Annotated in this window: 16 protein-coding genes; 8 read left to right on the top strand and 8 right to left on the bottom strand. The window is 63.7% G+C overall.

All coding sequences use genetic code 11. The features are described from left to right. Positions 1-143 precede the first annotated feature (143 nt). Positions 144-605 (bottom strand): peroxiredoxin, encoded by a 462-nt coding sequence (locus tag AC0IPL_RS08330; RefSeq protein ID WP_474273503.1) that lies wholly within the window; start codon positions 603-605, stop codon positions 144-146. 49 nt (positions 606-654) lie between these two features. On the opposite strand from AC0IPL_RS08330, the gene AC0IPL_RS08325 reads away from it, so the two are divergent. The 7 genes from AC0IPL_RS08325 to uvrA all read left to right on the top strand — a co-directional run bounded on the left by AC0IPL_RS08325 (position 655) and on the right by uvrA (position 13,563). Then, a complete protein-coding gene (locus tag AC0IPL_RS08325) occupies positions 655-4,149 on the top strand; it encodes a YhdP family protein (RefSeq protein ID WP_474273501.1) in 3,495 nt (1,164 codons plus the stop codon). A 72-nt stretch (positions 4,150-4,221) separates the two neighbouring features. Beyond that, entirely contained in the window at positions 4,222-5,286 is a 1,065-nt protein-coding gene (gene queA / locus AC0IPL_RS08320; protein WP_474273833.1) for a tRNA preQ1(34) S-adenosylmethionine ribosyltransferase-isomerase QueA, read from the top strand. 187 nt (positions 5,287-5,473) lie between these two features. Then, complete coding sequence (locus tag AC0IPL_RS08315; RefSeq protein ID WP_474273831.1) at positions 5,474-6,748, top strand: MFS transporter; 1,275 nt, start codon at positions 5,474-5,476, stop codon at positions 6,746-6,748. 139 nt (positions 6,749-6,887) lie between these two features. Continuing rightward, on the top strand, positions 6,888-7,466 hold the full coding sequence (locus AC0IPL_RS08310; protein WP_474273500.1) for a DUF924 family protein: 579 nt from the start codon (positions 6,888-6,890) through the stop codon (positions 7,464-7,466). 365 nt (positions 7,467-7,831) lie between these two features. Next, positions 7,832-9,226, top strand: a complete 1,395-nt coding sequence (gene lpdA, locus AC0IPL_RS08305; protein WP_474273499.1) for a dihydrolipoyl dehydrogenase — start codon at positions 7,832-7,834, stop codon at positions 9,224-9,226. A 102-nt stretch (positions 9,227-9,328) separates the two neighbouring features. Further along, positions 9,329-10,516, top strand: coding sequence for an MFS transporter (locus tag AC0IPL_RS08300; RefSeq protein WP_474273497.1), 1,188 nt, complete (start codon positions 9,329-9,331; stop codon positions 10,514-10,516). 188 nt (positions 10,517-10,704) lie between these two features. Next, positions 10,705-13,563, top strand: a complete 2,859-nt coding sequence (gene uvrA / locus AC0IPL_RS08295) for an excinuclease ABC subunit UvrA (protein ID WP_474273495.1) — start codon at positions 10,705-10,707, stop codon at positions 13,561-13,563. A gap of 194 nt (positions 13,564-13,757) precedes the next feature. On the opposite strand, the gene AC0IPL_RS08290 is transcribed toward uvrA, so the two are convergent. From AC0IPL_RS08290 to AC0IPL_RS08270, 5 genes are all read right to left on the bottom strand, one after another. Continuing rightward, a complete protein-coding gene (locus tag AC0IPL_RS08290) occupies positions 13,758-14,159 on the bottom strand; it encodes a hypothetical protein (RefSeq protein ID WP_474273494.1) in 402 nt (133 codons plus the stop codon). A 97-nt stretch (positions 14,160-14,256) separates the two neighbouring features. Further along, positions 14,257-15,834, bottom strand: a complete 1,578-nt coding sequence (locus tag AC0IPL_RS08285; RefSeq protein ID WP_474273493.1) for a choice-of-anchor L domain-containing protein — start codon at positions 15,832-15,834, stop codon at positions 14,257-14,259. A 203-nt stretch (positions 15,835-16,037) separates the two neighbouring features. Then, positions 16,038-16,910 carry a 3-hydroxyisobutyrate dehydrogenase gene (gene mmsB / locus AC0IPL_RS08280; RefSeq protein WP_474273492.1) on the bottom strand — a complete coding sequence of 291 codons (873 nt, stop codon included), beginning with the start codon at positions 16,908-16,910 and terminating at the stop codon, positions 16,038-16,040. After that, positions 16,907-17,953, bottom strand: coding sequence for an enoyl-CoA hydratase/isomerase family protein (locus tag AC0IPL_RS08275; protein ID WP_474273491.1), 1,047 nt, complete (start codon positions 17,951-17,953; stop codon positions 16,907-16,909). The genes mmsB and AC0IPL_RS08275 overlap by 4 nt, the downstream gene beginning before the upstream one ends. 72 nt (positions 17,954-18,025) lie before the next feature. Then, entirely contained in the window at positions 18,026-19,165 is a 1,140-nt protein-coding gene (locus AC0IPL_RS08270; RefSeq protein ID WP_474273490.1) for an acyl-CoA dehydrogenase family protein, read from the bottom strand. Positions 19,166-19,400: 235 nt separating this feature from the next. Between AC0IPL_RS08270 and AC0IPL_RS08265 the strand changes: the two genes are divergently transcribed. Continuing rightward, complete coding sequence (locus AC0IPL_RS08265; protein ID WP_474273489.1) at positions 19,401-21,230, top strand: O-linked N-acetylglucosamine transferase, SPINDLY family protein; 1,830 nt, start codon at positions 19,401-19,403, stop codon at positions 21,228-21,230. 130 nt (positions 21,231-21,360) lie between these two features. On the opposite strand, the gene AC0IPL_RS08260 is transcribed toward AC0IPL_RS08265, so the two are convergent. Together AC0IPL_RS08260 and AC0IPL_RS08255 are read right to left on the bottom strand one after the other, a co-directional pair. Further along, positions 21,361-21,963: a L,D-transpeptidase gene (locus AC0IPL_RS08260; RefSeq protein ID WP_474273488.1), complete on the bottom strand. Its 603-nt coding sequence runs from the start codon at positions 21,961-21,963 to the stop codon at positions 21,361-21,363. Positions 21,964-22,138: 175 nt separating this feature from the next. After that, the gene (locus AC0IPL_RS08255; RefSeq protein ID WP_474273487.1) at positions 22,139-23,173 is read right to left on the bottom strand and encodes a fatty acid desaturase; all 1,035 of its coding nucleotides are present in this window, start codon (positions 23,171-23,173) and stop codon (positions 22,139-22,141) included. Between the last annotated feature and the right edge of the window lie 190 nt (positions 23,174-23,363).

Raw genomic sequence — 23,363 nt, 5'->3', positions numbered from 1 at the left:
GGTTCCTTTTGGCGGCGGGGCGGCGAGGGGGTGAGGGGGTGAGGGGGTGAGGCGGGTTCACCCGATTTGACGGAAAATGTCCAGACGGGGCGGTGTGCAGGGCGGGCGTGTGCCGCTGCACTGTCAGGCAGCGCAGGCGCTGCTCAGAGTGCCTTGACCGCCTCCAGCACCTCTTCGACATGGCCGGGCACCTTGACCTTGCGCCAGATGCGGGCAATGCGGCCCTCGGCGTCGATCAGGAAGGTGGAGCGTTCGATGCCCCAATGCTTCTTGCCGTAGAGGTTCTTTTCCTTCCATACGCCATAATCCTCGCAGACGGTGTCGTCGGCATCGGACAGCAGTGGCGTGGTCAGCCCGTGTTTTGCTGTGAATTTCTCATGCTTGGCGAGCGTGTCGCGGGAAATCCCGTAGACCTGGGCGCCGGCATCGGCGAAGGCCTGCAAAGCCTCTGAAAAGCCGATGGATTCTTTGGTGCAGCCGGGGGTATCATCGCGGGGATAGAAGAACAGGACCACGACGGATCCCTGGAGGCTGGAGAGGCTGACCTCACCGCCTTGGGTGCTGGGCAAAGTGAAGGAAGGGGCGGGGTCTGATACGTCTAACATCGGTCTGTCTCCGGCAATCTGAGCGTGCTACTGGCGGCCAACATAACCCATGAGCAGCAAAGGGAAAGCTGAGATCGACCCGACAGGTGACACAGGCCAGACAGCCGCCGAGGCGGTGCCCGTGCCAGGGCCACCTGCGCCGCGGCGCGGGCGTGCGGCCAAGGCTGCGCGGATGCGTCGGCGCCGTCACCGGCGACGACGCTGGCGACTGCTGCGCGCATTGGTCTGGGTGCTGGCAGTGCTGAGCTTCCTGTCCGCGGGCGCGATCTATTTCGGGATCGGTACCCGGCTGGACGCGCCGGACTGGCTGCGGCAGCGGGTTGAGACCCGCATCGAGCGGCATCTGAACGGCTTGCAGATTGAGTTCGGCGCCATTCACCTGGTGGTCAACCGCGGCTGGCGGCCGCGCATCAGCCTGCGCGACGTGGTGCTGCGACACGCGGACGGGGCGCTGTTTGCCCAGCTTGCCGACGCCCAGGCCAGCCTGGCGATGAAACCGCTGATCCAAGGCCGGATCCAGCCCAAGGAGATCACCCTCAGCGGGTTGTTTGCGGCGCTACGGCGCAACAAGGACGGTTCGCTGGCGCTGAGTTTTGCCAGCGATGCCCCGCCGTCGCGTCGGGCCAAGTCCATGGTGGAGCTGATCCAGCAATGGGACGGCCAGTTGCAAAAACCGGTGCTGGCAGCGCTGACGCAGATGGAAACAAACGCCCTGACCCTCTCTTACACCGATGACCGGCTGGGGCGCGGCTGGACCTTGGATGGTGGTCAAATTCGGCTGACCCGGGCGGGGGATGCGCTGTCCCTCGCGGCCGGGTTTTCGGTGCTGAGCGGACGCGGTGAGGTGGGGCAGCTGGAGGCGAACTATTCCTCGGTGCTGGGCAGCCCGGCGGCAGATTTTGGCATTCTGATTTCCGGCATCGCCAGCGAGGACATCGCCCTGCAAAGCCCGGCGCTGGGGTGGTTGGGCGTGCTGCGGGCGCCGATCTCGGGCGCGTTGCGCGGCGCTGTGGACGAGGATGGGCTTCTGGCGCCGGTCCAGGCCAGTCTGCGCATCGGCAAGGGGGTGATTCAGCCCACAGCGCAAACCCGCCCGGTGCCGATCAGTGGTGCGCGCAGCTATTTCACCTATGATCCGGCTGCGCAGCGGCTCAACTTCAGCGAGCTGAGCGTGCAAAGCGGTTGGGGAGCGGGCTCTATGCGCGGCCAGGCCAGCCTTTCGGGCATCGAGAACGGTCAGTTGACCGGCCTGGTAGGCCAGCTGCGGTTTTCCGATCTGGAGCTGAACCCGCGGCAGATGTTTGAGGCCCCGGTGCGCCTGCCGGGGGTGGATGCCGATTTTGATCTGCAACTGCGCCCGTTCCGGCTGCGGCTGGGCGAGATGCTGGTGCGTGACGGCGACAGCCGCATTCATCTGGATGGTGAAATCGGGGCCGGACCTGCGGGCTGGGACTACGATCTCAACGGTCGGGTCGACCAGATCACGGTGGCACGGATCAAGGCGCTGTGGCCGGACGCGCTGGCGCCGAAACCGCGCGCATGGCTGCGCGAAAACTTGCGCGCGGGGATGGTGCGGGAGGCGGGCTTTTACATGCGCGGGCGTGGCAGTGAGAAACCCTTTGTCAGTCTCGACCTCAGCTTTGACGGGGCCGAGGTGCTGTTTCAGAAATTCATGCCGCCATTGCGCGCGGCGGCGGGTCAGCTGAGTCTTTACGGCAAGCGTTTGGTGGCCACCGCGTCTGCGGGGGTGGTGACGGCAGAGCAGGGCGGCGATGTGGATGTGACCGGAACCGCCTTCATCATTCCCGACATCGGCGTCAAGGATGGCACGCCGGCCATCGTGCGGGCGGCGGCCAGCGGCTCTGTTACCGCGGCGCTGTCGCTGCTGAACCGCGCGCCGTTGCGGGTGATGGACAAGGCAAAGCTGCCGGTGCAGCTGGCGCAGGGGCGTGTCGAGGCGACCGGCACGCTGTCGCTGCCGCTTAAGAAAAAAGTGCCGGTGGAGCAGATCCTGTATCATTACCGTGCCGATGTGCGTGATGTGGAGACCAGTTTGCTGGTTCCGGGCCATCAGGCTTCGGCTTCGCTGTTGCAGGTGACGGGCGACCAAGGGCACGTGCGGATCAGCGGCGAAGGCAGCCTGTCGGGCGTGCCGCTGAGCGCCGATTGGCGGCAGGCGGTGGGTCAGGGGGTGTCTCCTGCCAGCCAAGTGGAGGGCACGATCGAGCTGTCGGCGCAAGCGGTTGAGGCGTTCAACCTTGGCCTGCCCAATGGCGCGGTCTCGGGCCGTGGCGTGGGGCGCTACCGCGTGGATCTCAGCCCCGACGCACCGCCGCGGCTCCAGCTTAGCTCGGATCTGGCGGGACTGGAGCTGCGGATCGCCGAGATCGGCTGGCGCAAGCGGGCAGGCGCCACCGGGCGGCTGGAGCTGGAGGCGGTGCTGGAGGCCCCCGCTGCGGTTGAGCGGCTGGAGCTGGAGGCGCCGGGGCTTGAAGCCAGCGGCCAGGTGACGACGCGAGAGGGCGGCGGGTTGGAACAGGCGGCGTTTTCGTCGGTGCGGGTGGGCAATTGGTTCCGCGGGCCGGTCCGTTTCTTGGGCCGCGGCGCAGCGGCGCCGGCCATCGAGGTGACTGGCGGACGTCTGGCGCTGCACAGGGCACCATTCTCGGCCAGTAGCGGTGGCGGCGGCGGTCCGGGGGCAGGCAGCGCGGTGCCGATTACCTTGCGGCTTGGCACCTTGCAGGTAACCGACAGCATTGCCTTGCAGAATTTTCAGGGCCGGTTTTCCACCCGCGGCGGCATGAACGGCGAATTCACCGCGCGGCTGAACGGGCAGACACCCGTGGCGGGCACCCTGGTGCCGCAGAACGGTGGGACCGCAGCGCGGATCCGGGCCAGCGATGCGGGCGGGGTGTTCCGCTCTGCCGGGGTGTTCGAACATGGTCGGGGCGGCAGTTTTGACATGACGCTGGTCCCGTCGGGTACGGTGGGCGAATACGATGGGCGGATGGATGTGCGCAACTTCCGGGTCCGCAATGCGCCCTCCATGGCGGCGCTGTTGAACGCGATCAGCCTGGTTGGCCTGCTGGACGAGATGACCGGACAGGGCATCCTGTTCACCAACATGCAGGCACGGTTCAAGCTGGGGCAGACCCATCTGACCCTGCATGAAAGCAGCGCCGTGGGCCCCTCCATCGGGCTGTCGCTGGATGGGGTTTATGATCTGACCAGCACCCGGTTGAACATGCGCGGGGTGCTGTCGCCGATCTATCTGCTGAATGCCATCGGCCGCATCCTGTCGCCGCGCGACGGTGAGGGCTTGATCGGCTTTACCTTCACGCTGCGGGGCACGGCGGCGAATCCGGCGGTGGCGGTGAACCCGCTGGCGGGCCTCACCCCCGGCTTTCTGCGCGAGATCTTCCGCGGTCCGACGCCGGGCGTGCCGGGTCAGGGACAGCCCGAGGGTAACTCGGGCAGCGCTGGTGAGGACGGCGGCGAGACTGGCCGACAGGCACCACGGCCGCTGACCGGGGCAGAGCGGTGAAGCGCCCGGTACAGCCCATGGGTTGGCAAAATCATGATGGATTTTCCCGCCCGCACGTCTTATAGCGCGGCCATGAAACTCAGCGATTTTGACTTCGACCTGCCCGACGATCTGATTGCCACCCGCCCGGTCAGCCCGCGCAGCGCCGCGCGGCTGCTGGTGGCGACGGGCGATGCGCTGCATGATGGCCATGTGACGGATCTCGTGGACTGGCTTGCGCCCGGCGACCGCCTGGTGCTGAACGACACTCGCGTGATCCCTGCGCGGCTGAGCGGCCAGCGCCACCGCACAAGCGCCCAAGGCCCGGTGTCCGCCCGCATCGAAGCCACCCTGCTGGAGCCACGCGCCAACGGCAGCTGGGCGGCGCTGCTGAAACCGTTGAAAAAGATCAAGCCGGGTGAGGAGATCGTCTTCTCCGACGCGCTGAGCGCAAGACTGGACGAGGTCGTGGACGGGCAGGGCCATCTGCGGTTCAACCTGTCTGGCACTGACTTTGACGCAGCCCTGGCTGAGGCAGGGGCGATGCCGCTGCCGCCCTATATCGCCGCCAAACGCGCCGCGGATGAGCGGGACAAGACCGATTACCAGACCGTCTGGGCCAAGAACAGCGGCGCGGTGGCGGCGCCCACGGCCTCGCTGCATTTTGACGCGCCGTTGCTTGAGGCATTGGCTGCGCGCGGCGTGGAGATTTCCTATGTGACGCTGCACGTGGGCGCGGGCACCTTCCTGCCGGTCAAGGTCGAGGATGTGACCACCCACCGGATGCACGCCGAATGGGGCCGGGTCAGCGAACAGGCCGCAACTGAGATCGCCGCCACCAAGGCTGCGGGTGGGCGGGTGATCCCGGTGGGCACAACCGCGCTGCGGCTGATCGAAAGTGCTGCCCGCGACGGGCAGATCCAGCCCTGGGAAGGCGACACCGACATCTTCATTTATCCCGGTTTCACCTTTCAGGTGGCCGATGCGCTGATGACCAATTTCCACCTGCCGAAATCGACGCTGATGATGCTGGTCTCCGCCCTGATGGGACAAGAAAAAATCCGGCAAATTTATGCCCATGCGGTTGCAGAGGGCTATCGGTTCTTTTCTTATGGGGATGCGTCGCTTTTGATCCCTGGCAGGACGGATACGCCTTAGAAATTCGTCGCGAATCCGTGGACAAGCGCCGCATTGTCCTGCTGCCGCGCCTTGCGACAGCGGGCCATTGGTCATTGTTCGGGCGCTGCGGCCTGTGCGGAACCGTCCAAGGCGGTACATTAAGGTAAAATCAAAACCGGCCCATCCCGCGCGGAGGGCCGTGTTTCATTGGTCAGGAGGCATGGAAATGCTGCAAGTGCTGTCGAGTGCCTGGGCGCTTCTGTTGGGGGTCTGCCTGTTGATGGTGGGCAACGGGTTGCAGGGCACCATGCTGGGGGTGCGCGGTGATCTGGAAGGGTTCAACGCCTTTGAGATGTCGCTGGTGATGGCGGCCTATTTCGTCGGCTTCCTAGGCGGCTCGCGGATGGCGCCCGAGATGATCCGCCGGGTTGGCCATGTGCGGGTGTTTGCGGCGCTGGCGTCATTCATCTCGGCGGTGATGATCCTGTACCCGATCCTGCCCAACACCATTGCCTGGGGGCTGGGCCGGGTTGTGATCGGCTTTTGCTTCTCCGGCGTGTATGTGACTGCGGAAAGCTGGCTGAACAACGCTGCCGACAACACCAACCGTGGCAAGGCGCTGTCGCTGTACATGATGGTCCAGATGGTGGGCATCATCGCGGCGCAGGGTCTGATCCAGGTCGGCGACCCGGGGGGCTATGAGGCCTTCATCATCGCGTCGATCCTGGTTTCTGTCTCCTTTGGACCGATCCTGTTGTCGATCTCGCCGACCCCGGCCTTTGACACCACCAAACCGATGACGCTGAAGCAGCTGATGAAGATTTCACCGCTGGGCTGTGTCGGCATGTTCCTCCTGGGCGGCGTGTTTTCCGCCCAGTTCGGCATGAGCGCGGTTTACGGCTCGGCGGCGGGCATGACGCTGGGACAGCTGTCGCTGTTCATCGCCACCTTCTACATCGGTGCGACAGTGCTGCAATATCCGCTGGGCTGGATCTCGGACCGGATGGACCGCCGGGTGCTGATCCTGTTTGTGGCATTGGGCGGCGGCTGCGGCGCGGTGGCAGGCTTCCTGTTCGGGGCCGATTTCCACATGCTGCTGGTGGCGGCGTTTTTCATCGGCGGTCTGTCGAACCCGCTGTACTCGCTGCTGATTGCCTATACCAACGATTATCTGGAGCATGACGACATGGCGGCGGCCTCGGGTGGGCTGGTGTTCATCAACGGGCTGGGCGCCATCGCCGGCCCCGTCATCACCGGCTGGCTGATGAGCGACGCAGTGTTCGGACCGCCGGGCTACTTTGCGCTGATTGCGGCTCTGATGTTCCTGATGGCGGCCTATGCGCTGTACCGCGCGACTCAGCGTGCGTCCATTCCCGTGGAAGAAACCGGCAGCTTTGCGGCAATGACGCCTGCGGCGACGCCAGTGGCGGTGGAATTTGCCCAAGAATACGCCATCGAGACAGAGCTGGAGGAGCAAGAAACGGCCGAAGCCGAGAATTGATTGCGCTAACCTGCGGGGATCGTGAGGTTTATTTCACGCTTCCCCCTTGCCTGTTGCAAATTGTGACCCAAGCTTACTTGTAAAGGCAGCAGAAAATGTCCTGTTGTAGATGGCAGGCAAACACTTGGAGTTAAGACCGATGGCTGGTCCCGAAGAGATACTTGAATTCTGGCTCGATGAGGTTGGTGAACAGGGGTGGTATCTGCAGGATGAGACGCTGGATCAGACGATCCGCAGCAGATTTCTCAACACCTGGGAGGCAGCCTGCGACGGGCGGTTTTCCTTCTGGCTGACCTATCCCAGCGGCACGCTGGCCTACATCATCCTGCTGGACCAGTTTTCGCGCAACATGTTCCGCGGCGAGTCGCGCGCCTTTGCCTCGGATCAGGCGGCGCTGTCGGCAGCCAAGGTGGCCATCAACAAGAAGTGGGATCTGAAGATCGACGAGCCGGCCCGGCAGTTCTTCTATCTGCCGCTGATGCACTCTGAAAACCTGTGCGATCAGGAACGTTGCATCCGGCTGATGATCGAACGGATGCCGGAGACCGGACGCTCCAATTTGCTGCATGCGCGCGCCCACCGCGAGGTGATCCGCCAGTTCGGCCGCTTCCCCTACCGCAACGAGGCGCTGCACCGTCCCAGCACCCGGCCGGAGCAGGATTACGTCATGGCTGGCGGCTATGGCGAGACCGTGCGCCAGGTGCAGGCGACCGGCTGAGGCACCCTCAAACGACGAAAGTCTGACCGCCGCATCCCGGAAAGGGGCGCGGTGGTTTTTTGTTTCACCGCCGTACGCCGGACCGTGGGGCAGGGCGGCTGGCGCAGCGCCAAATGTGCCGCGTGGGTGTGATACTGGCCCCGATCCGCGCAATCCGGACCAGTGCTGGAAAAATTTGGGAACGGTCGGTGGATTGCAGCCGGGCTTTGTGCCTATGCTGGCGTTCAAATCGCACTGCTGCCAAGCGGAAACCGCGACGGCGCCTGTCGGGTTGCAATGCCGCAGCACGGGGTGATTGCAGTGCAGGGCTAATTAGTTTAACGGTGAACTAGTTTTTTGAACCTGTTCAGGGGCGAGGGAGCACCATGGCCGCACAAACCTATGACGTGATCGTAATCGGGGCAGGACCGGGGGGCTACGTTGCCGCCATCCGTTCCGCGCAGCTGGGGCTGAAGACCTGCGTGGTCGAGCGCGAGCATATGGGCGGCATCTGCCTGAACTGGGGCTGCATTCCGACCAAGGCGTTGCTGCGCTCCTCTGAGGTGTTTCACCTGATGGAGCGGGCCAAGGATTTCGGCCTGAAGGCGGACAACATTGGTTATGATCTGGCCGCGGTGGTGAAACGCTCGCGCGGGGTGGCGAAACAGCTGTCGTCGGGCATTGGCCATCTGATGAAAAAGAACAAGATCGACGTGGTCATGGGCGAGGCCTCGATCCCCGCTAAGGGCAAGGTCAGCGTCAAGACCGACAAGGGCAACCAGGACCTGACGGCCAAGAACATCGTGCTGGCCACTGGCGCACGTGCGCGCGAGCTGCCCGGGCTGGAGGCGGACGGCGATCTGGTCTGGACCTACAAGCACGCGCTGGATCCGGTGCGGATGCCCAAGAAGCTGCTGGTCATCGGCTCTGGTGCCATCGGCATCGAATTTGCCAGCTTCTACAACACCCTGGGTGCCGACACGACCGTTGTCGAGGTGATGGACCGGGTGCTGCCGGTGGAAGACGCGGAAATCTCCGCCTTTGCCAAGAAGGCCTTTGTCAAACAGGGCATGAAGATCATGGAGAAAGCCATGGTCAAGCAACTGGACCGCGGCAAGGGCAAAGTCACCGCGCATATCGAGGTCGGCGGCAAGGTGCAGAAACAGGACTTCGACACCGTAATCTCTGCCGTGGGCATCGTCGGCAACGTCGAAGGTCTGGGGCTGGAAGGCCTGGGCGTCAAGGTCGACCGCACCCATGTGGTGACGGATGAGTATTGCCGCACCGGTGTGGACGGGCTGTATGCCATCGGTGACATCGCGGGCGCGCCGTGGCTGGCGCACAAGGCGTCCCACGAGGGCGTGATGGTGGCCGAGCTGATCGCGGGCAAACATGCACATCCCGTCAAACCCGAAAGCATCGCGGGCTGCACCTACTGCCAGCCGCAGGTGGCCTCCGTCGGCTATACCGAGGCCAAGGCCAAGGAACTGGGCTACGACATCAAGGTCGGCCGCTTCCCCTTCATCGGCAACGGCAAAGCGATTGCGCTGGGGGAGGCCGAAGGCATGGTGAAAACCATCTTCGACGCCAAGACCGGTGAGCTGCTGGGCGCACATATGGTGGGTGCCGAAGTGACCGAGATGATTCAGGGCTACGTGGTGGGCCGCCAGCTGGAGACCACCGAGGAAGACCTGATGAACACCGTCTTCCCGCATCCCACGCTGTCGGAAATGATGCACGAAAGCGTGCTGGACGCCTTTGATCGGGTTATTCACATGTAAACCATGCAATCCCCGCTTGCGGTTGCAGTGGGGACGCGGGAAAAGATCTGCGAGGCAGGCGCGGGCTGCGCCTGCCTTTTTCTGTTTCGGGGAGCCTGTGACGTGACAGAGGGGGCGAACACCCGCTGGGGGCTGATCCTCGCGGTCTGGGCTGCTGGGCTGGGGGCGGCGGCTCAATACGGCAAGGTGGCAGTGGTTTTTGACCAGCTGACCGGGCTGTACCCGCATGCGGGCACCGGTCTGAGTCTGAGCGTGTCGATGACCGGTGTGATGGGGATTTTGCTGGGGGTGGTCGCCGGGCTGTTCGTGGCCTCCTTTGGCTATCGGCGCACGCTGGTCTGGTCGCTGTGGACCGGCGCCGCAATGTCGGCACTTCAGGCGCTGCATCTGCCCTATGGTGTGTTCCTGCTGACCCGCGTGATCGAGGGACTGTCGCATCTGGGCATCGTGGTGGCGGGGCCGACGCTGATGGCGCTGCTGGCCAGCCCGGTGCAGCGGGGCACCGCGCTGACGATCTGGAGCACGTTCTTTGGCGTCTCCTTTGCCTTGCTGAACTGGCTGGGGCTGCCGCTGGTGGCGGGGCAGGGTGTGCCGGCGCTGTTTGCCGCCCATGCGGTCGCGATGGCGCTCCTGGCGCTTTTGTTGCACCGTGCGCTGCGCGATCTACCGGTGCCTTCGCGCCAACCGCTGCCTGCGATTGCCCAGCTGCCGGCGCTGCATCTGCGGATCTACCGGTCGCCCTTCAAGCTGGCGCCGGCGGCGGGCTGGCTGTTTTACACCTGTTGTTTCGTGTCGTTGATGACCGTGCTGCCGCCGTATCTGCCACAGGCGCAACGCGCGCTGGTGATGGGGGCCTTTCCGATGGTGTCCATCGCCGTCTCGATGCTGCTTGGCGTGGCGCTGCTGCGGTGCCGAATGCCGCCGGTGACGCTGGTGCAGCTGGGCTTTGCCCTGTCCCTGCTGGCAGGGCTGTGGCTGTGGTGGACACCGGGCGACTGGCGCGCCTGTCTGGCGCTGGCCACGGCCTTTGGACTGGTGCAGAGCGGTAGCTTTGCCGCGGTGCCCCAGCTGAACCACACGGCAGCGGACCAGGCCGAGGCCAACGGGGCGATGTCGCAGGCAGGCAACGCTGGCAATGTGCTGGGCACGCCGGTTCTGTTGCTGGCAGTCGGGCTTGGCGGCTATGGCGCCATGATGCTGGTTGTCTGCGGCATGTTTCTGGCTGCTATCCTTGCCCATCAACTCTTGGCCGACCGGCGCAGGCGGTCCATCGGGCCAAGTCGGGTCTGACCCTGCGGCGGGCGGGGCGCGTGCGGCTTACGGATGCCGCCGTGCATAGGCCTGCTGCCACCCGCTGTCAGCAAGTTTTGTCCTGTTCGCACAATGTTCCGGGTTGGGGCTTGGAGTTTGCAAGTGCATTCCCTATCTGTAGGGCTGGCGTCCGCTGAGGGTATTGCGGGCGCGGGTACGGGGGCATTATGGCTGAGCTAAAATCCATCGAAGTACGCGGCGCGCGCGAACACAATCTCAAGAGCATCGACGTGGATATTCCGCGGGATGAATTGGTGGTGATCACCGGCCTCAGCGGCTCGGGTAAATCCTCGCTGGCGTTTGACACCATCTATGCCGAAGGCCAGCGCCGCTATGTGGAATCGCTGTCGGCCTATGCGCGGCAGTTCCTCGACATGATGGAAAAGCCCGATGTGGACCACATCAGTGGCTTGTCCCCGGCCATCTCGATCGAGCAGAAGACCACCTCGAAGAACCCGCGGTCCACCGTTGGCACGGTGACCGAGATCTACGACTATATGCGGCTGCTGTTTGCCCGCGCAGGCACGCCCTACAGCCCGGCCACCGGCAAGCCGATTGAGGCACAGCAGGTGCAGGACATGGTCGACCGGATCATGACGCTGGAGGAGGGCACCCGCGGCTATCTGCTGGCGCCCATCGTGCGCGACCGCAAGGGTGAGTACAAGAAAGAGATGCTGGAGCTGCGCAAGCAGGGGTTCCAGAGGGTGAAGGTGGATGGCGAATTCTATGAGTTGGACGAGCCGCCGACGCTGGACAAGAAGTTCCGCCATGACATCGACGTGGTGGTCGACCGGCTGGTGGTGCGCGAGGGGCTGGAAACACGTCTGGCCGACTCGCTGCGCACCGCGCTGGATCTGGCGGATGGCATTGCCATTCTGGAAACCGCCCCGCGCGAGGGCGAGCCGGAGCGCATCACCTTCAGCGAGAATTTTGCCTGCCCGGTCAGTGGCTTCACCATCCCGGAGATCGAGCCGCGGCTGTTCTCCTTCAACGCGCCCTTCGGGGCCTGCCCGGAATGCGACGGGCTGGGGGTGGAGCTGTTCTTTGACGAACGTCTGGTGGTGCCGGATCAGAGCCTGAAGGTCTATGACGGCGCGCTGGCCCCCTGGCGCAAGGGCAAGTCGCCCTATTTCCTGCAGACCATCGAAGCCATCGCCAAGCACTATGAGTTCGACAAGAACACCGTCTGGAAAGACCTGCCCAAATTCGTGCAGCAGGTGTTTCTGCACGGCTCTGGCGATGAGGAAATCCAGTTCCGCTATGACGAGGGCGGTCGGGTCTACCAGGTGGAGCGCACCTTCGAGGGGGTGATCCCCAATATGGAACGGCGCTACCGCGAGACTGACTCCAACTGGGTGCGCGAAGAGTTCGAGCGCTATCAGAACAACCGCTCCTGCCATCATTGTGGCGGCTACCGGCTGCGCGAAGAAGCGCTGGCGGTGAAGATCGCGGGCGTGCACATCGGCCAGGTGGTGCAGCTGTCGATCCGCGAGGCGCTGGCCTGGATCGAGGATGTGCCGAACCACCTGACCCAGCAGAAGCAGGAGATTGCCCGGGCCATCGTCAAGGAAATCCGCGAACGTCTGGGGTTCCTGAACAACGTCGGGCTGGAGTATCTGACGCTGAGCCGCAATTCCGGCACCCTGTCGGGCGGTGAAAGCCAGCGGATCCGACTGGCGTCGCAGATCGGCTCGGGTCTGACGGGCGTGTTGTATGTGCTGGACGAGCCCTCGATCGGGTTGCATCAGCGCGACAACGACCGGCTGATTACCACGCTGAAAAACCTGCGCGATCAGGGCAATACAGTGATCGTGGTCGAACATGACGAGGATATGATCCGCCAGGCCGATTACGTCTTTGACATCGGCCCCGGTGCCGGCGTGCATGGTGGCGAAGTCGTCAGCCACGGCACCCCGCAGGCCATTGCCGCCGATACCGGGTCGATCACCGGGCAGTATCTGTCGGGCACCCGCGAGATCGGTGTGCCGACCAAGCGCCGCAAGGGCAACAAGAAGAAGATCAAGGTGGTGAAGGCCACCGGCAACAACCTCAAGGACGTCACCGCCGAGTTCCCGCTGGGCAAGTTTGTTTGCGTCACCGGTGTCTCTGGCGGTGGCAAGTCGACGCTGACCATTGAAACCCTGTTCAAGACTGCCTCGATGCGGCTGAACGGCGCGCGCCAGACGCCTGCTCCCTGTGAGACCATCAAGGGACTGGAGCATCTGGACAAGGTGATCGACATCGACCAGCGCCCCATCGGTCGCACGCCGCGGTCGAACCCGGCGACCTATACCGGTGCCTTTACCCCGATCCGCGAATGGTTTGCCGGCCTGCCGGAGGCCAAGACCCGCGGTTATAAACCGGGGCGGTTCAGCTTCAACGTCAAGGGCGGCCGCTGCGAGGCCTGCCAGGGTGACGGTGTGCTGAAGGTGGAAATGCATTTCCTGCCGGATGTGTACGTCACCTGCGAGACTTGCAACGGCGCGCGCTACAACCGCGAGACGCTGGAGATCAAGTTCAAGGGCAAGAGCATCGCCGATGTGCTGGACATGACGGTGGAGGACGCGCAGACGTTCTTCCAGGCGGTGCCGTCGATCCGCGACAAGATGGATGCGCTGATGCGGGTCGGGCTTGGCTATATCAAGGTGGGACAGCAGGCCACGACCCTCTCTGGCGGTGAGGCGCAGCGGGTGAAGCTGTCCAAGGAGCTGTCGAAACGCGCGACCGGGCGAACGTTGTACATCCTGGATGAACCCACGACTGGCCTGCACTTCGAGGATGTGAAGAAGCTGCTGGAGGTGCTGCACGAGCTGGTGGAGCAGGGCAATTCCGTGGTGGTGATCGAGCACAATCTGGATGTGATCAAGACCGCCGACTGGATCATCGACATCGGTCCCGAAGGCGGCGACGGCGGCGGCGAGATCGTGGCGGCAGGCACGCCGGAGACCGTGGCCGAAGAGCCGCGCAGCCATACGGGGCGCTATCTGAAGGATATTCTGGCGAGCCGCAAGGTGGCCGCAGAATAGCGGGCAGACGCCCCCACCTGTTGCCCCCGCCTGTTGCCGTTGCCGCAGGCGGGGCGCTGTCCCTTTTGGCCTACGGCCAATTCACCCCGGAGTATTTTCGACCAGAAAGAGACGCGCACGGACCGCGGCCGCGTGGCGGCGGTTTTGCCGCTGCACCGTAGGCCACGGCTCATGCGTCGGAGTATCGTGGCGCTTTATTTATCTGGGTCAGACAGCTGATGCACAGCGCCGACCAGCCGCAGCACATTCTGGGTCTCGCGGTTGATCTGATAGACATAGCCGCCCGCCTGCACATAGCTGCCGTAAGGGTCCAGTGCCCAGTCGCCGGGGGAGCCGATCCAGAGGTAGTCCTCAAGAATGCGGTCGCCGCGGCGGTAGAACTTGCGCGTTTGCCCGCGCGGCGCGCAGCGGTTGTGCTGCTGCGACAGGCCAGCCGGGCAGGGCTGGGGCGCGGCATGTCGGGCAGTGAGAGCGGCGTCGCGGTCGCGGGGCGCTTCACCGGCGCCAGAGCCGGATCCGCCGCCTGCGGTCAGGGTGATGGCCAAGGCTGACGCCGCGGCGAGGATGGACAGGGAAACAGATTGACGGGCTACCATGAACAGCGGATCCTTGTTGCGCTGCCCCTGACATAACCGGGCGGTCATATTTTCCAAGGGGGAGAATTTCGGGCGGCGAGCCGCCGCCGGTTGGCTGTCAGCAGGCGGCAAGAAGCCGCGCTTCGTAGCTGCGTAGCGCAGGGCGTGCCGCTGCACCGTAGCCGCCGCCGGTTTCCGGGCAGAGGTCTGGCAACAGCAGTTGGATCTCTGCCAGCGTGGCGGCGTCAAAGCCTGCCGCGGTTTCCGGTCCGGGCTGGTAGCTTTCGCTGAGCGCGCCATTCGCCCAGACGATCTGGTGGCTGCCAAACAGCAGGTGGACACAGTCCGCCTCTGCCAGATCAGACGCCGGGCGGATCGTGTGGTCGTTGACCAGATCCTTGGCCTTGACCAGGACCTCGGCGGCGCCGAACAGCATTTCCGCGTGACAGCCGCGCAGCAGCATGCGGTGCTGGGGTGACACCAGAAGGGCACGGTCGTTGCCGCAGGCGCCGGGCGCAAAGCGGATCGGTGTGGTGGCCGGGGTGCAGCAGGTGCGGCGGCTGCCGATCCAACGCAGGGTCTGCGGCCCGTGGTCATAGGTCAGCACCTGCATGCCGGGGCGCAGCGTCTCGACCGGGCGTTCGCCGCCGGGCACGCGGATCATGGTTCCGCGCAGAAAGCAGGGCACGGTCTGGGTGATCTTGACCAGCCCGGTGTCGGCATTGCCCTGGTCGTTTTCGGCAGTGTAGTTGAAATAGACGGTCTCCAGATCCGTGTCGGTGGCAACGCTGAGAGTGCCGTCGTCAGTCAGCGTGATCTGCTGGCCGCTGGGCAGGGTCACGGTATCGCCTGCCGCTACCTGCTGGCCGTTGATCTGGGTGATGGTCAGCACCCCGCCTGAGGCGTCGCCGTCATTGGCCAGCACATCCAGAATGCGGGTCTTGCCGATGGCGAATTCCGACGCATCGTCCTGCGCCACCACGCCGGTCTGTACCGAACCGGCCCCCACCAGGAGCGTGGTGTCGTAGCTGCTGTCGGCGACATCGGCGACACCGATCTTCAGCGTGTTGACTTGGCCCGTGTTGACGGGGGCCACAAAGGTAAGGGTGATGGTGAAGCCATCCATCTCGGTGTTGTATTGGTCGCCGGTGTTGTCGACATAGATGTTTTCGGCCGTGCCTGCGTTGATGTTGCCGATCGACGCCTTGCCGTCGCCGATGGAAACCTGCGCCGCGACCCCGTTCACCCAGACGCCGACCACATCGTTGTATTGGGAGCTGGCAAACTCCGGGTACTCCTCGGAGGACAGCACGAAATCGAGGGTCAGCAGGTCGCCGTCGGGTGTGAAATCCACCTCGAGAAAAGCCGCGTCGCTGGTGGTGGCCCCGGCCAGCGTGTTGAAGTCGGCGTCGTTGTCGATGCCGCTGGTATTGGTGCTGGTGTTGCCGCGCAGGTTGGTGTCGGTGCTGCCGGACCCGTTGGTGAAATCCCGCGCCTGTCCGGTGGACAGGATCACGCCGGTGTCGGCTGAAGCAACGCCGGGACTTGTAGTGTCAGCGCCGCTGTAGAGGCCAGAGGACCGCCCGTCACCGCTGTAGCTGGCGCGCTCAATTGTGACCCCTGTGCCCAAGATCTCTTCCGCCATCTGTGTGGCTGTGGCGGCGGTGTCGATGGTCAGTTCCGTTGCAGTCGCCATGCTGGCTTTCCTTCCCCAAAAGGCACAGGGGGCCTGTCCTGTCCGAGGTAAGGATTGATAAAGATTTTAGTCAAAACTGTGACAACTCCGCGCCGCATCAGCGGCATCAAGGGGCGCAGCGAAGGAGAGGTGACGTTGGCCCGCAAAGAAAAAGGCAGCCGCGCCGGGCTGCCTTTTGTTGCTGTCAGCGGGTATCGGGCTTGTCAGCCGCGGCCGCGGTCTGAAAACCGGGGCAGCATCGCGGAAAAATCCCTGCCCTTGCCGCCTTCGTCCTCGACGAAGCGTTTGTAGAGCTCCATGGCGAGTTGGCCCATCGGGGTGTCGGCATCGGCGCTTTCGGCGGCTTGCTGGCTGAGGCCCAGATCCTTGAGCATCAGTTCCGCGGCGAAACCGGGCTGATAGCCGTTGTCGGCAGGCGACTGCGGGCCGACGCCGGGAGCCGGACAATAGGCGTTCATCGACCAGCTGTAACCGGAGGAGGTGGAGACCACGTCGAACATCTTCTGCCGATCAAGGCCCAGCTTGTCGGCCAGGGCGAAGGCTTCGCAGGTGGCGATCATGGTGACGCCCAGGATCATGTTGTTGCAGATCTTGGCGGCCTGGCCGGCGCCAGCCTCGCCGCAATGGACCGCCTTCTGCCCCATGATGTCAAACAGCGGTTCCGCCGCGGCAAAGGCGTCGGCAGAGCCGCCGGCCATGAAGGTCAGCGTGCCACCCGCAGCACCGCCGATGCCGCCGGAGACCGGCGCGTCGACGAACTTCAGCCCCGCATCCGCCGCCTGCGCGGCCACGGCGCGGGCGGACTCGACGTCAACGGTGGAGCAATCGACCAGCGTGGCGCCCTTGGCCATGGCCGGGATCACCTCAGTCGCGACGTGGCGCAGGATGGCGCCGTTGGGCAGCATGGTGATGACAACATCGGCGCCGGTCGCGGCGGCGGCCCCGGACTCCGCCATATTGACGCCGTCGATCTTGACCGCAGCCATGTCAAAGCCCGTGACCTCGTGGCCCGCCTTGGCGAGGTTTGCCGCCATGGGGCCGCCCATGTTGCCAAGGCCGATGAATCCGATCTTCATATGTTGTCCTCCTCAAATGTCAGCGCATTCGCCCCCAAAGGTGCCAGCAGGGCCTCTACCTCATCGATGGGCACCTCCATGCCCTGATGCTGCCACTGCGGGTTGCGGTCCTTGTCGATGATCTGGGCGCGAATGCCCTCCAGAAAATCGCTGTGTTCCATCGCGCGGTAAGTATAGCGGTATTCGAGATCCAGCGCGCGACGAATTGCCGGGCCGTCAGCGCGCAGGCGTTGCAACATTTCCAGCGTGCAGGCCATCGACAGCGGCGCATTGCGGTTCAGGGATTTCAGCGCCGATTGGGCAAAATCGCCGTCCTCCGCGCTGAGGCTCGCGTGGATCGCGGGCAGGCTGTCTTGGCTGAAGTGTTTGGCAATGTCCGCACGCAGGTCGCGCAGTTTGCCCACGGGCGCAGGTTGGGCGGCAGCCTCTACCGCGTCGGCGCGGCCGGTCTCCTCCAGCGCGGAGATTAGCGCGGGCCATTGCTCCTGCGGGATGAAGTAATCAGCAAAGCCGGCGAGGATCGCGTCATCGCCGCCCATGCGCGCGCCGGTCAGACCGAGGTATTCGCCAAGATGGTCCGGCGCCAGCGCCAGCATCAAAGAGCCGCCGACGTCCGGCACCAGGCCGATGCCGGTTTCGGGCATGGCGATCTGGCTGCTTTCGCCGACGACACGGTGGGTGCCATGGCAGCCAATGCCGACGCCGCCACCCATGGTGAAGCCCTGCAGGAAACTGATGATCGGTTTCTTGTATTCGAAGATCCGGGCGTTGACCCGGTATTCGTCGCGCCAGAAGCGGCGACCATAGACGTAATCGCCCTTGGTCCCGGTCTCGTACAGCTCGGCAATATCACCGCCGGCGCAGAAGGCCTTGTCGCCCTCGGCATCGATCACCACCAGCTGTACCGCGTCATCCTGCGCCCAGTCGCGCAGCGCGGCGTCAATTGCCATGCACATGTCATAGCTGAGCGCATTCAACGCCTTGGGGCGGGTGAAGGTGATGCGGCCGGCGCGGCCCTGCTTGCGGATGTGGATGTCACTCACGGCGAAACTCTCCCGTCTGCTGGCCCGGCGCGGGGCCGGGCGGGATGCGGTGTTTTCGGATGACGGCGGGGATCACTCCGCGATCAGCTGGCGGGCCACGATCAGCCGCATGATTTCATTGGTGCCCTCGAGGATCTGATGGACACGCAGATCCCGCACGATCTTTTCCACGCCATAATCCGCCAGGTAGCCATAGCCGCCGTGCAGCTGCAAACAGCCGTTCGCCACGTCAAAGGCGGTGTCGGTCACCATCAGCTTGGCCATGGCGCAGAATTTGCTGGCGTCATGGGCGCCATTGTCCAGCTTCCACGCGGCCTGTCGCAGGAAGGTGCGCGCGGCCTGTAGTTTGGTCTCATACTCTGCCAGCCGGAACTGCAGCGCCTGGAACTGGTTGATGGATTTGCCAAAGGCCTTGCGCTCGGACATGTACTGCACGGTCTGGTCCAGCGCCGCCTGCGCGCCGCCCAAGGCGCCGGCAGAGATATTCAGGCGACCGCCATCCAGCCCCGCCATGGCGTAGGAAAAGCCCTTGCCTTCCTCGCCGATCAGGTTGTCGGCCGGGATTGCACAATCGTCGAACTGCACCTGCGAGGTGGGCTGGGCCTTCCAGCCCATCTTGTCCTCCAGCGCGCCAAAGGACAGACCTGGCGCGCCGTCTTCAACCACCACGGTGGAGATGCCCTTGGGGCCGTCGCCACCGGTGCGGCACATCACGACATAGGCGTCAGAGTAGGAGCCGCCGGAGATGAAGGCCTTGGTGCCATTCAGAATGTAGCCGTCACTGCTGCGCTCGGCGCGGGTTTTCAGGGCCGCCGCGTCAGACCCGGAGCCGGGCTCGGTCAGGCAGTAGGAGAAGACTTTCTCCATGCTGCACAGGGCGGGCAGCCATTTCTGCTTGGTCTCCTCGGAGCCGAACTTGTCGATCATGCCGCCGCACATGTTGTGGATCGACAGGAAAGAGCCAACCGCCGGATCGGCCATCGCCAGCGCCTCAAACACCAGCGTGGCGTCCAGACGGCTGAGACCCGTGCCGCCGTATTCCTCGGAGACGTACAGCCCGCCAAAGCCCAGTTCTGCCAGCTGAGGCCACAGCGTTTTGGGGATGGTGCCGTCCTTTTCCCACTGTTGGGAATGGGGGGCGATTTTTTCCTGCCCAAAAGCCTGTGCCATGTCGAAAATGGCCTCTTGCTCCTCAGTCAGCGCGAAATCCATGTGCAGCTCCTCCCCTGGGTCTGATGAATTGAACGGGTGTTAATTTAATAGCTGTCACAGCGCGGTGAAGCAACCTGCGCAAATGCAAAGCTGGCGTGCAGCATTGTCGCAGCGCTGCAAGATGCGGCGGGGCGGACATGGTGAGGAGAATGTTAACCCCTTTGCGCGACAGTCGGCTGCAAACAGACCACGGGCGGGGACTCCCGCCAATACATTCCAAAAAGGAGTAGACGCAGTGTCGAATTCTGGGGCTCAGCATTTTCTGGCAACCGCGGGCGCTGGTGGCGGGGACAAGACCAAGCAAGGGTTTACTGACGCGGTAGTTGGCAATGGACGCGCCGATTTTGCCCTGTCGATGCGGCACGGCATGGTCAAATCCGCCACAGCATCCCCCGAGAAGCAAGCGCTGGTGCTGCTTGAAAAGGCCCGCAAGCTGTCGTCCAAGCGCCAGTATGCCGATGCCGAATACCTGTTGCGCCAGGCGCTGGAACTGGATGGAAAAAGCATTATGCTGCACACCGCTCTGGGGGAAGTTCTGGAGCTGATGAATCGTCCGGACAAGGCTATTCTAGCGCATGTGGATGCGTTGCGGCTGGATCCGTCGAACTCAAAGACTCTCACGTTTATCGGCAGCTACCTGATGCGTTTGAAACAGGACGAGGAGGCGATCAATTACTTCGACGCCGCGGTGAAATTCGATCCTAACAATTCGACGGCGCTGGCGCGGCTGATCTATCTGCGCCGCCGTATCTGCGACTGGACTGATCTCGGCAACCGTGAAAAACGCGTACAGGTGTTTCAGAATTCCGACTCGGGAATCGACCCCTTTGCGCTGCTGACGCTGACCGATGATCCGGCTTTGCAAATGAAGTATTCGGTCCAGGCGGCGCAGCTGGCAAATGCCGGCAGTCGGCCCGCTGATTTCGAACGGCCACGCGGGGAAGGCCGTAAAATCAGGCTAGGTTATTTCTCCAATGACTTTTTCGATCACGCAACGATGTATTTGATGGCACGGCAGCTGGAGTTGCACGACCGCGACCGTTTCGAGATTTATATCTATGACTATGGCGTGGTGAATGACCAGGAAGGGCGTGTAAGGGCCGAACACGCAGCCGACGTTTACCGCCAGGTGGTACAGTTGGAGAACGACGAACTCGCGGCGCTTGCGCGCAAGGACGGGCTGGACATCGCAATCGACCTGAAGGGTTATACAAAGGCGAACCGGCTGAATATTTTTGACAACCGTCTTGCGCCTGTTCAGGTGGCCTACTTGGGCTATCCCGGTACGACCGGGGTGAAGGGTATGGATTACATGGTGGCGGATCCGCTGACGATCCCGCCAGCGCTACGGAAATATTACAGCGAGAAGATCCTTTATATGCCGACGTGCTACCAGCCCAATGACGACCAGCGCCAGGCCGCCAGTTCCGTGCCCACCCGGACGGAAGCGGGGCTGCCGGAGGATGCCATTGTGTTTTGCTCCTTCAACAGCCCATACAAGGTCTCGCCGGATGAGTTCGACGTCTGGATGAAGATTCTGGACCGGGTGCCGGGTAGCGTGCTGTGGTTCTATGCGCCGCAGTTAAAGGCGCAGAAAAACATCCTGAAAGAGGCCAAACGCCGCGGCATCGGTCCAGAACGCATCGTGTTCGCAGGCTATGCCGATCAGAAGGAGCATCTGGCACGGCTCCAGCTGGCCGATGTGTTCCTCGATACTTTTGCGGTCAATGCGCATACCACGGCCAGTGACGCGCTCTGGGCCGGGGTGCCGGTGGTGACCAAGACCGGCAAGCAGTTTGCCGCGCGGGTCGCCACCAGTCTTGTCAACGCCGTGGGGCTGCCGGAACTGGCCGCCGGATCTACCCAGCAGTACCAGGCTCTGGCGCTGAAACTGGCGCGCGATCCCGACTATCTGGCCGACGTGAAAACGCGGCTGAAGGCCGGCATCGAGACCGGGCCGTTGTATGATACCAAGACATTCACCCGCAATTTCGAAGCGTTGATGGAAAAGACGCTGGAGCGTTTCAACGCAGGTCTGAAACCGGATCACCTGAGCCTGGACTGACGGGCGTCGGAACCGGCAGAAATAGAACCGGGGGCGTGCATCCGCTGCACGCCCCCGGTTTTTTAGTGTCGGCCTGTGACCCTCGGGCTGGCCGCCACGACCCCGCGGCGCCTCGTCCGGGCGATTGTTGCTACAGCAGTCGCACCTGGGTGCCGACCTTGACCAGCTCGTACAGCTCCTCGACGTGTTGATTGTAGAGGCCAATGCAGCCAGAGGAGCTTTGCCGTCCGATCTTGCGGGTGTCATGAGTGCCGTGCACCAGATAGGCCGGCCAGTCCAGATACATCGCGCGGGTGCCCAAGGGATTGCCCGGCACACCGCCTTCGATGCGCTGCGGCAGGCTGGGGTCGCGCTCGCGCATGCTTTGGGTGGGGGTCCAGCTGGGGTTTTCCCGCTTGCGCACGATGCGGGAGTAGCCGCGGCGGGTCAGTTCCTCGCTCATCGGAACGGAGGAGGGAAACAGCCGATAGGTCTCGCCGTCGCTGCCCCAGTAATGCAGCGCCCGCGAGGAAATATCCGCCAGGAGACAGCCGACGCCTAGCTCGTCGAAATGGTCGCGCCAGTCCTGCTGGGCAAAGGCGGAGATATTGCGCTGCACCGGCACCTCCTCACGGATTGCGGGCTCATTCTGAGGGAACGCATCGTTGGATTGGGCGCGCAGCAGGGCCGGGGTGGTCAATGTGGCGCCCAACCCCAGGAGAGTGGCGCGGCGGGTGATGGGAGATCTGCTCATTGTGTCCTCAACCGTCAGTTATTTGCATTCAGCGGCAAGATAACAATGCGCGCGCGATTTCCTAGCCCACGCAGCGGGCTAACGGCAGTGCTCACGCGGATGTGTTCGCTGGTTTGGCGCCCTTGTGGGCGATGTCCTGCCGACGCGGCGCAGTGGCGCCGACAGGGGGGCGGCCTCAGCTGTAAAGCTGGCGCGCCTGGGCAAAGGACAGCAGGCGTTTGCTGTCTTCGTCCCAGAGGTGGAGCCGGGCATTGGCAAGGCTCTCGCGGATGGTCATCCGGTTGCCCTCGGCCAGTTCGCCGTGGTCGCGAAGCACCTCGGTCAGACGGTAGAACGGGATCCGGCTATAGAGATGATGCACATGGTGGATGCCGATATTCGCGCTGAGCCATTGCAGCACCGGCGGCAGCACGTAGTGCGAGCTGCCGTGCAGCGCAGCGTCATGCAGCTGCCAGTCCTCGTCCTGTTCCCATTGGGTGGTCTCGAACTGGTGCTGCACATAGAACAGCCACAGACCGGCGGTGGCGGCCAGCAGGGTGGCCGGCACGAAGATCAGCAGGATCGGGGCAAGCCCGCCGAAATACCACATCACCGCCAGCGCAACGAGGATCGCCAGATTGGTGCCCATGGCGCTGATCCAATAGCGGCTTTGTCCCATCAGGCCGTAGGGCAGGCGGTTCTGGAGAAAGAATAGATAGCCCGGTCCAATGGCGAACAGGGTGATGGGGTGGCGGTACAGCCGGTACATCAATCGCCCCCAGCGCCCTTCGGCGCGGTATTCGGCGACGGTCATGGTGTGGATGTCGCCCATGCCACGTTTGTCGAGGTTGCCGTGGGTGCTGTGGTGGATCGAATGGGTGCGGCGCCAGACGTCATACGGCGTCAGCGTCAGAACTCCGATGATCCGCCCCACCCAATCGCTGACATGGCGGTTGGCAAAAAACGACCCGTGGCCGCAATCATGCTGGATGGTGAACAGACGCAGCAGAAAGCCGGCAATCCCCACCGAAATCGCCAGCGTCAGCCAGTAGCTGACCGAAAGCGACCACCAGGCCAAACCCCACAGCACCAGAAACGGCCCCAGTGTGACCGCCAGCTCAAAGGCGCTGCGCCAGGGGTCCGGGTCCCGGTATTTGGCCAGAATCTTGACCCAGTCGCGTGCGGTTCTTGTGGCCGGAGTGGCCTGCTTGGTGGTTTCGGGAATGCTCATGCGCCTGCCGTTATGTTTCTCTTACCGCCCGGATAGACGAGTTGCCGCGTGGAGCAAGTAAAAAAGACGGGATTGCGAACAAAAGCGGCGTCCGTGGGCAGGATGCCGCGGGTCTCGTCGCGGGCCTGATGCATCCCGTCCGCCCCAAAACGGACCAGGGCCCCGGCATGCCGGAGCCCTGAAAGTTATT

This window comes from Leisingera sp. SA32 (assembly GCF_056033425.1).
This window is presented reverse-complemented; position numbering and strand designations above follow the sequence as displayed.

What these genes read in the sequence shown, in the direction of transcription:
- AC0IPL_RS08325 (WP_474273501.1), top strand. Translation starts at nt 655, where the DNA reads ATGAGCAGCAAAGGGAAAGCTGAGATCGACCCGACAGGTGACACAGGC.
- AC0IPL_RS08290 (WP_474273494.1), bottom strand. Translation starts at nt 14,159, where the DNA reads ATGGTAGCCCGTCAATCTGTTTCCCTGTCCATCCTCGCCGCGGCGTCA.
- AC0IPL_RS08255 (WP_474273487.1), bottom strand. Translation starts at nt 23,173, where the DNA reads ATGAGCATTCCCGAAACCACCAAGCAGGCCACTCCGGCCACAAGAACC.
- AC0IPL_RS08315 (WP_474273831.1), top strand. Translation starts at nt 5,474, where the DNA reads ATGCTGCAAGTGCTGTCGAGTGCCTGGGCGCTTCTGTTGGGGGTCTGC.
- uvrA (WP_474273495.1), top strand. Translation starts at nt 10,705, where the DNA reads ATGGCTGAGCTAAAATCCATCGAAGTACGCGGCGCGCGCGAACACAAT.
- lpdA (WP_474273499.1), top strand. Translation starts at nt 7,832, where the DNA reads ATGGCCGCACAAACCTATGACGTGATCGTAATCGGGGCAGGACCGGGG.
- queA (WP_474273833.1), top strand. Translation starts at nt 4,222, where the DNA reads ATGAAACTCAGCGATTTTGACTTCGACCTGCCCGACGATCTGATTGCC.
- AC0IPL_RS08310 (WP_474273500.1), top strand. Translation starts at nt 6,888, where the DNA reads ATGGCTGGTCCCGAAGAGATACTTGAATTCTGGCTCGATGAGGTTGGT.
- mmsB (WP_474273492.1), bottom strand. Translation starts at nt 16,910, where the DNA reads ATGAAGATCGGATTCATCGGCCTTGGCAACATGGGCGGCCCCATGGCG.
- AC0IPL_RS08260 (WP_474273488.1), bottom strand. Translation starts at nt 21,963, where the DNA reads ATGAGCAGATCTCCCATCACCCGCCGCGCCACTCTCCTGGGGTTGGGC.
- AC0IPL_RS08285 (WP_474273493.1), bottom strand. Translation starts at nt 15,834, where the DNA reads ATGGCGACTGCAACGGAACTGACCATCGACACCGCCGCCACAGCCACA.
- AC0IPL_RS08330 (WP_474273503.1), bottom strand. Translation starts at nt 605, where the DNA reads ATGTTAGACGTATCAGACCCCGCCCCTTCCTTCACTTTGCCCAGCACC.
- AC0IPL_RS08270 (WP_474273490.1), bottom strand. Translation starts at nt 19,165, where the DNA reads ATGGATTTCGCGCTGACTGAGGAGCAAGAGGCCATTTTCGACATGGCA.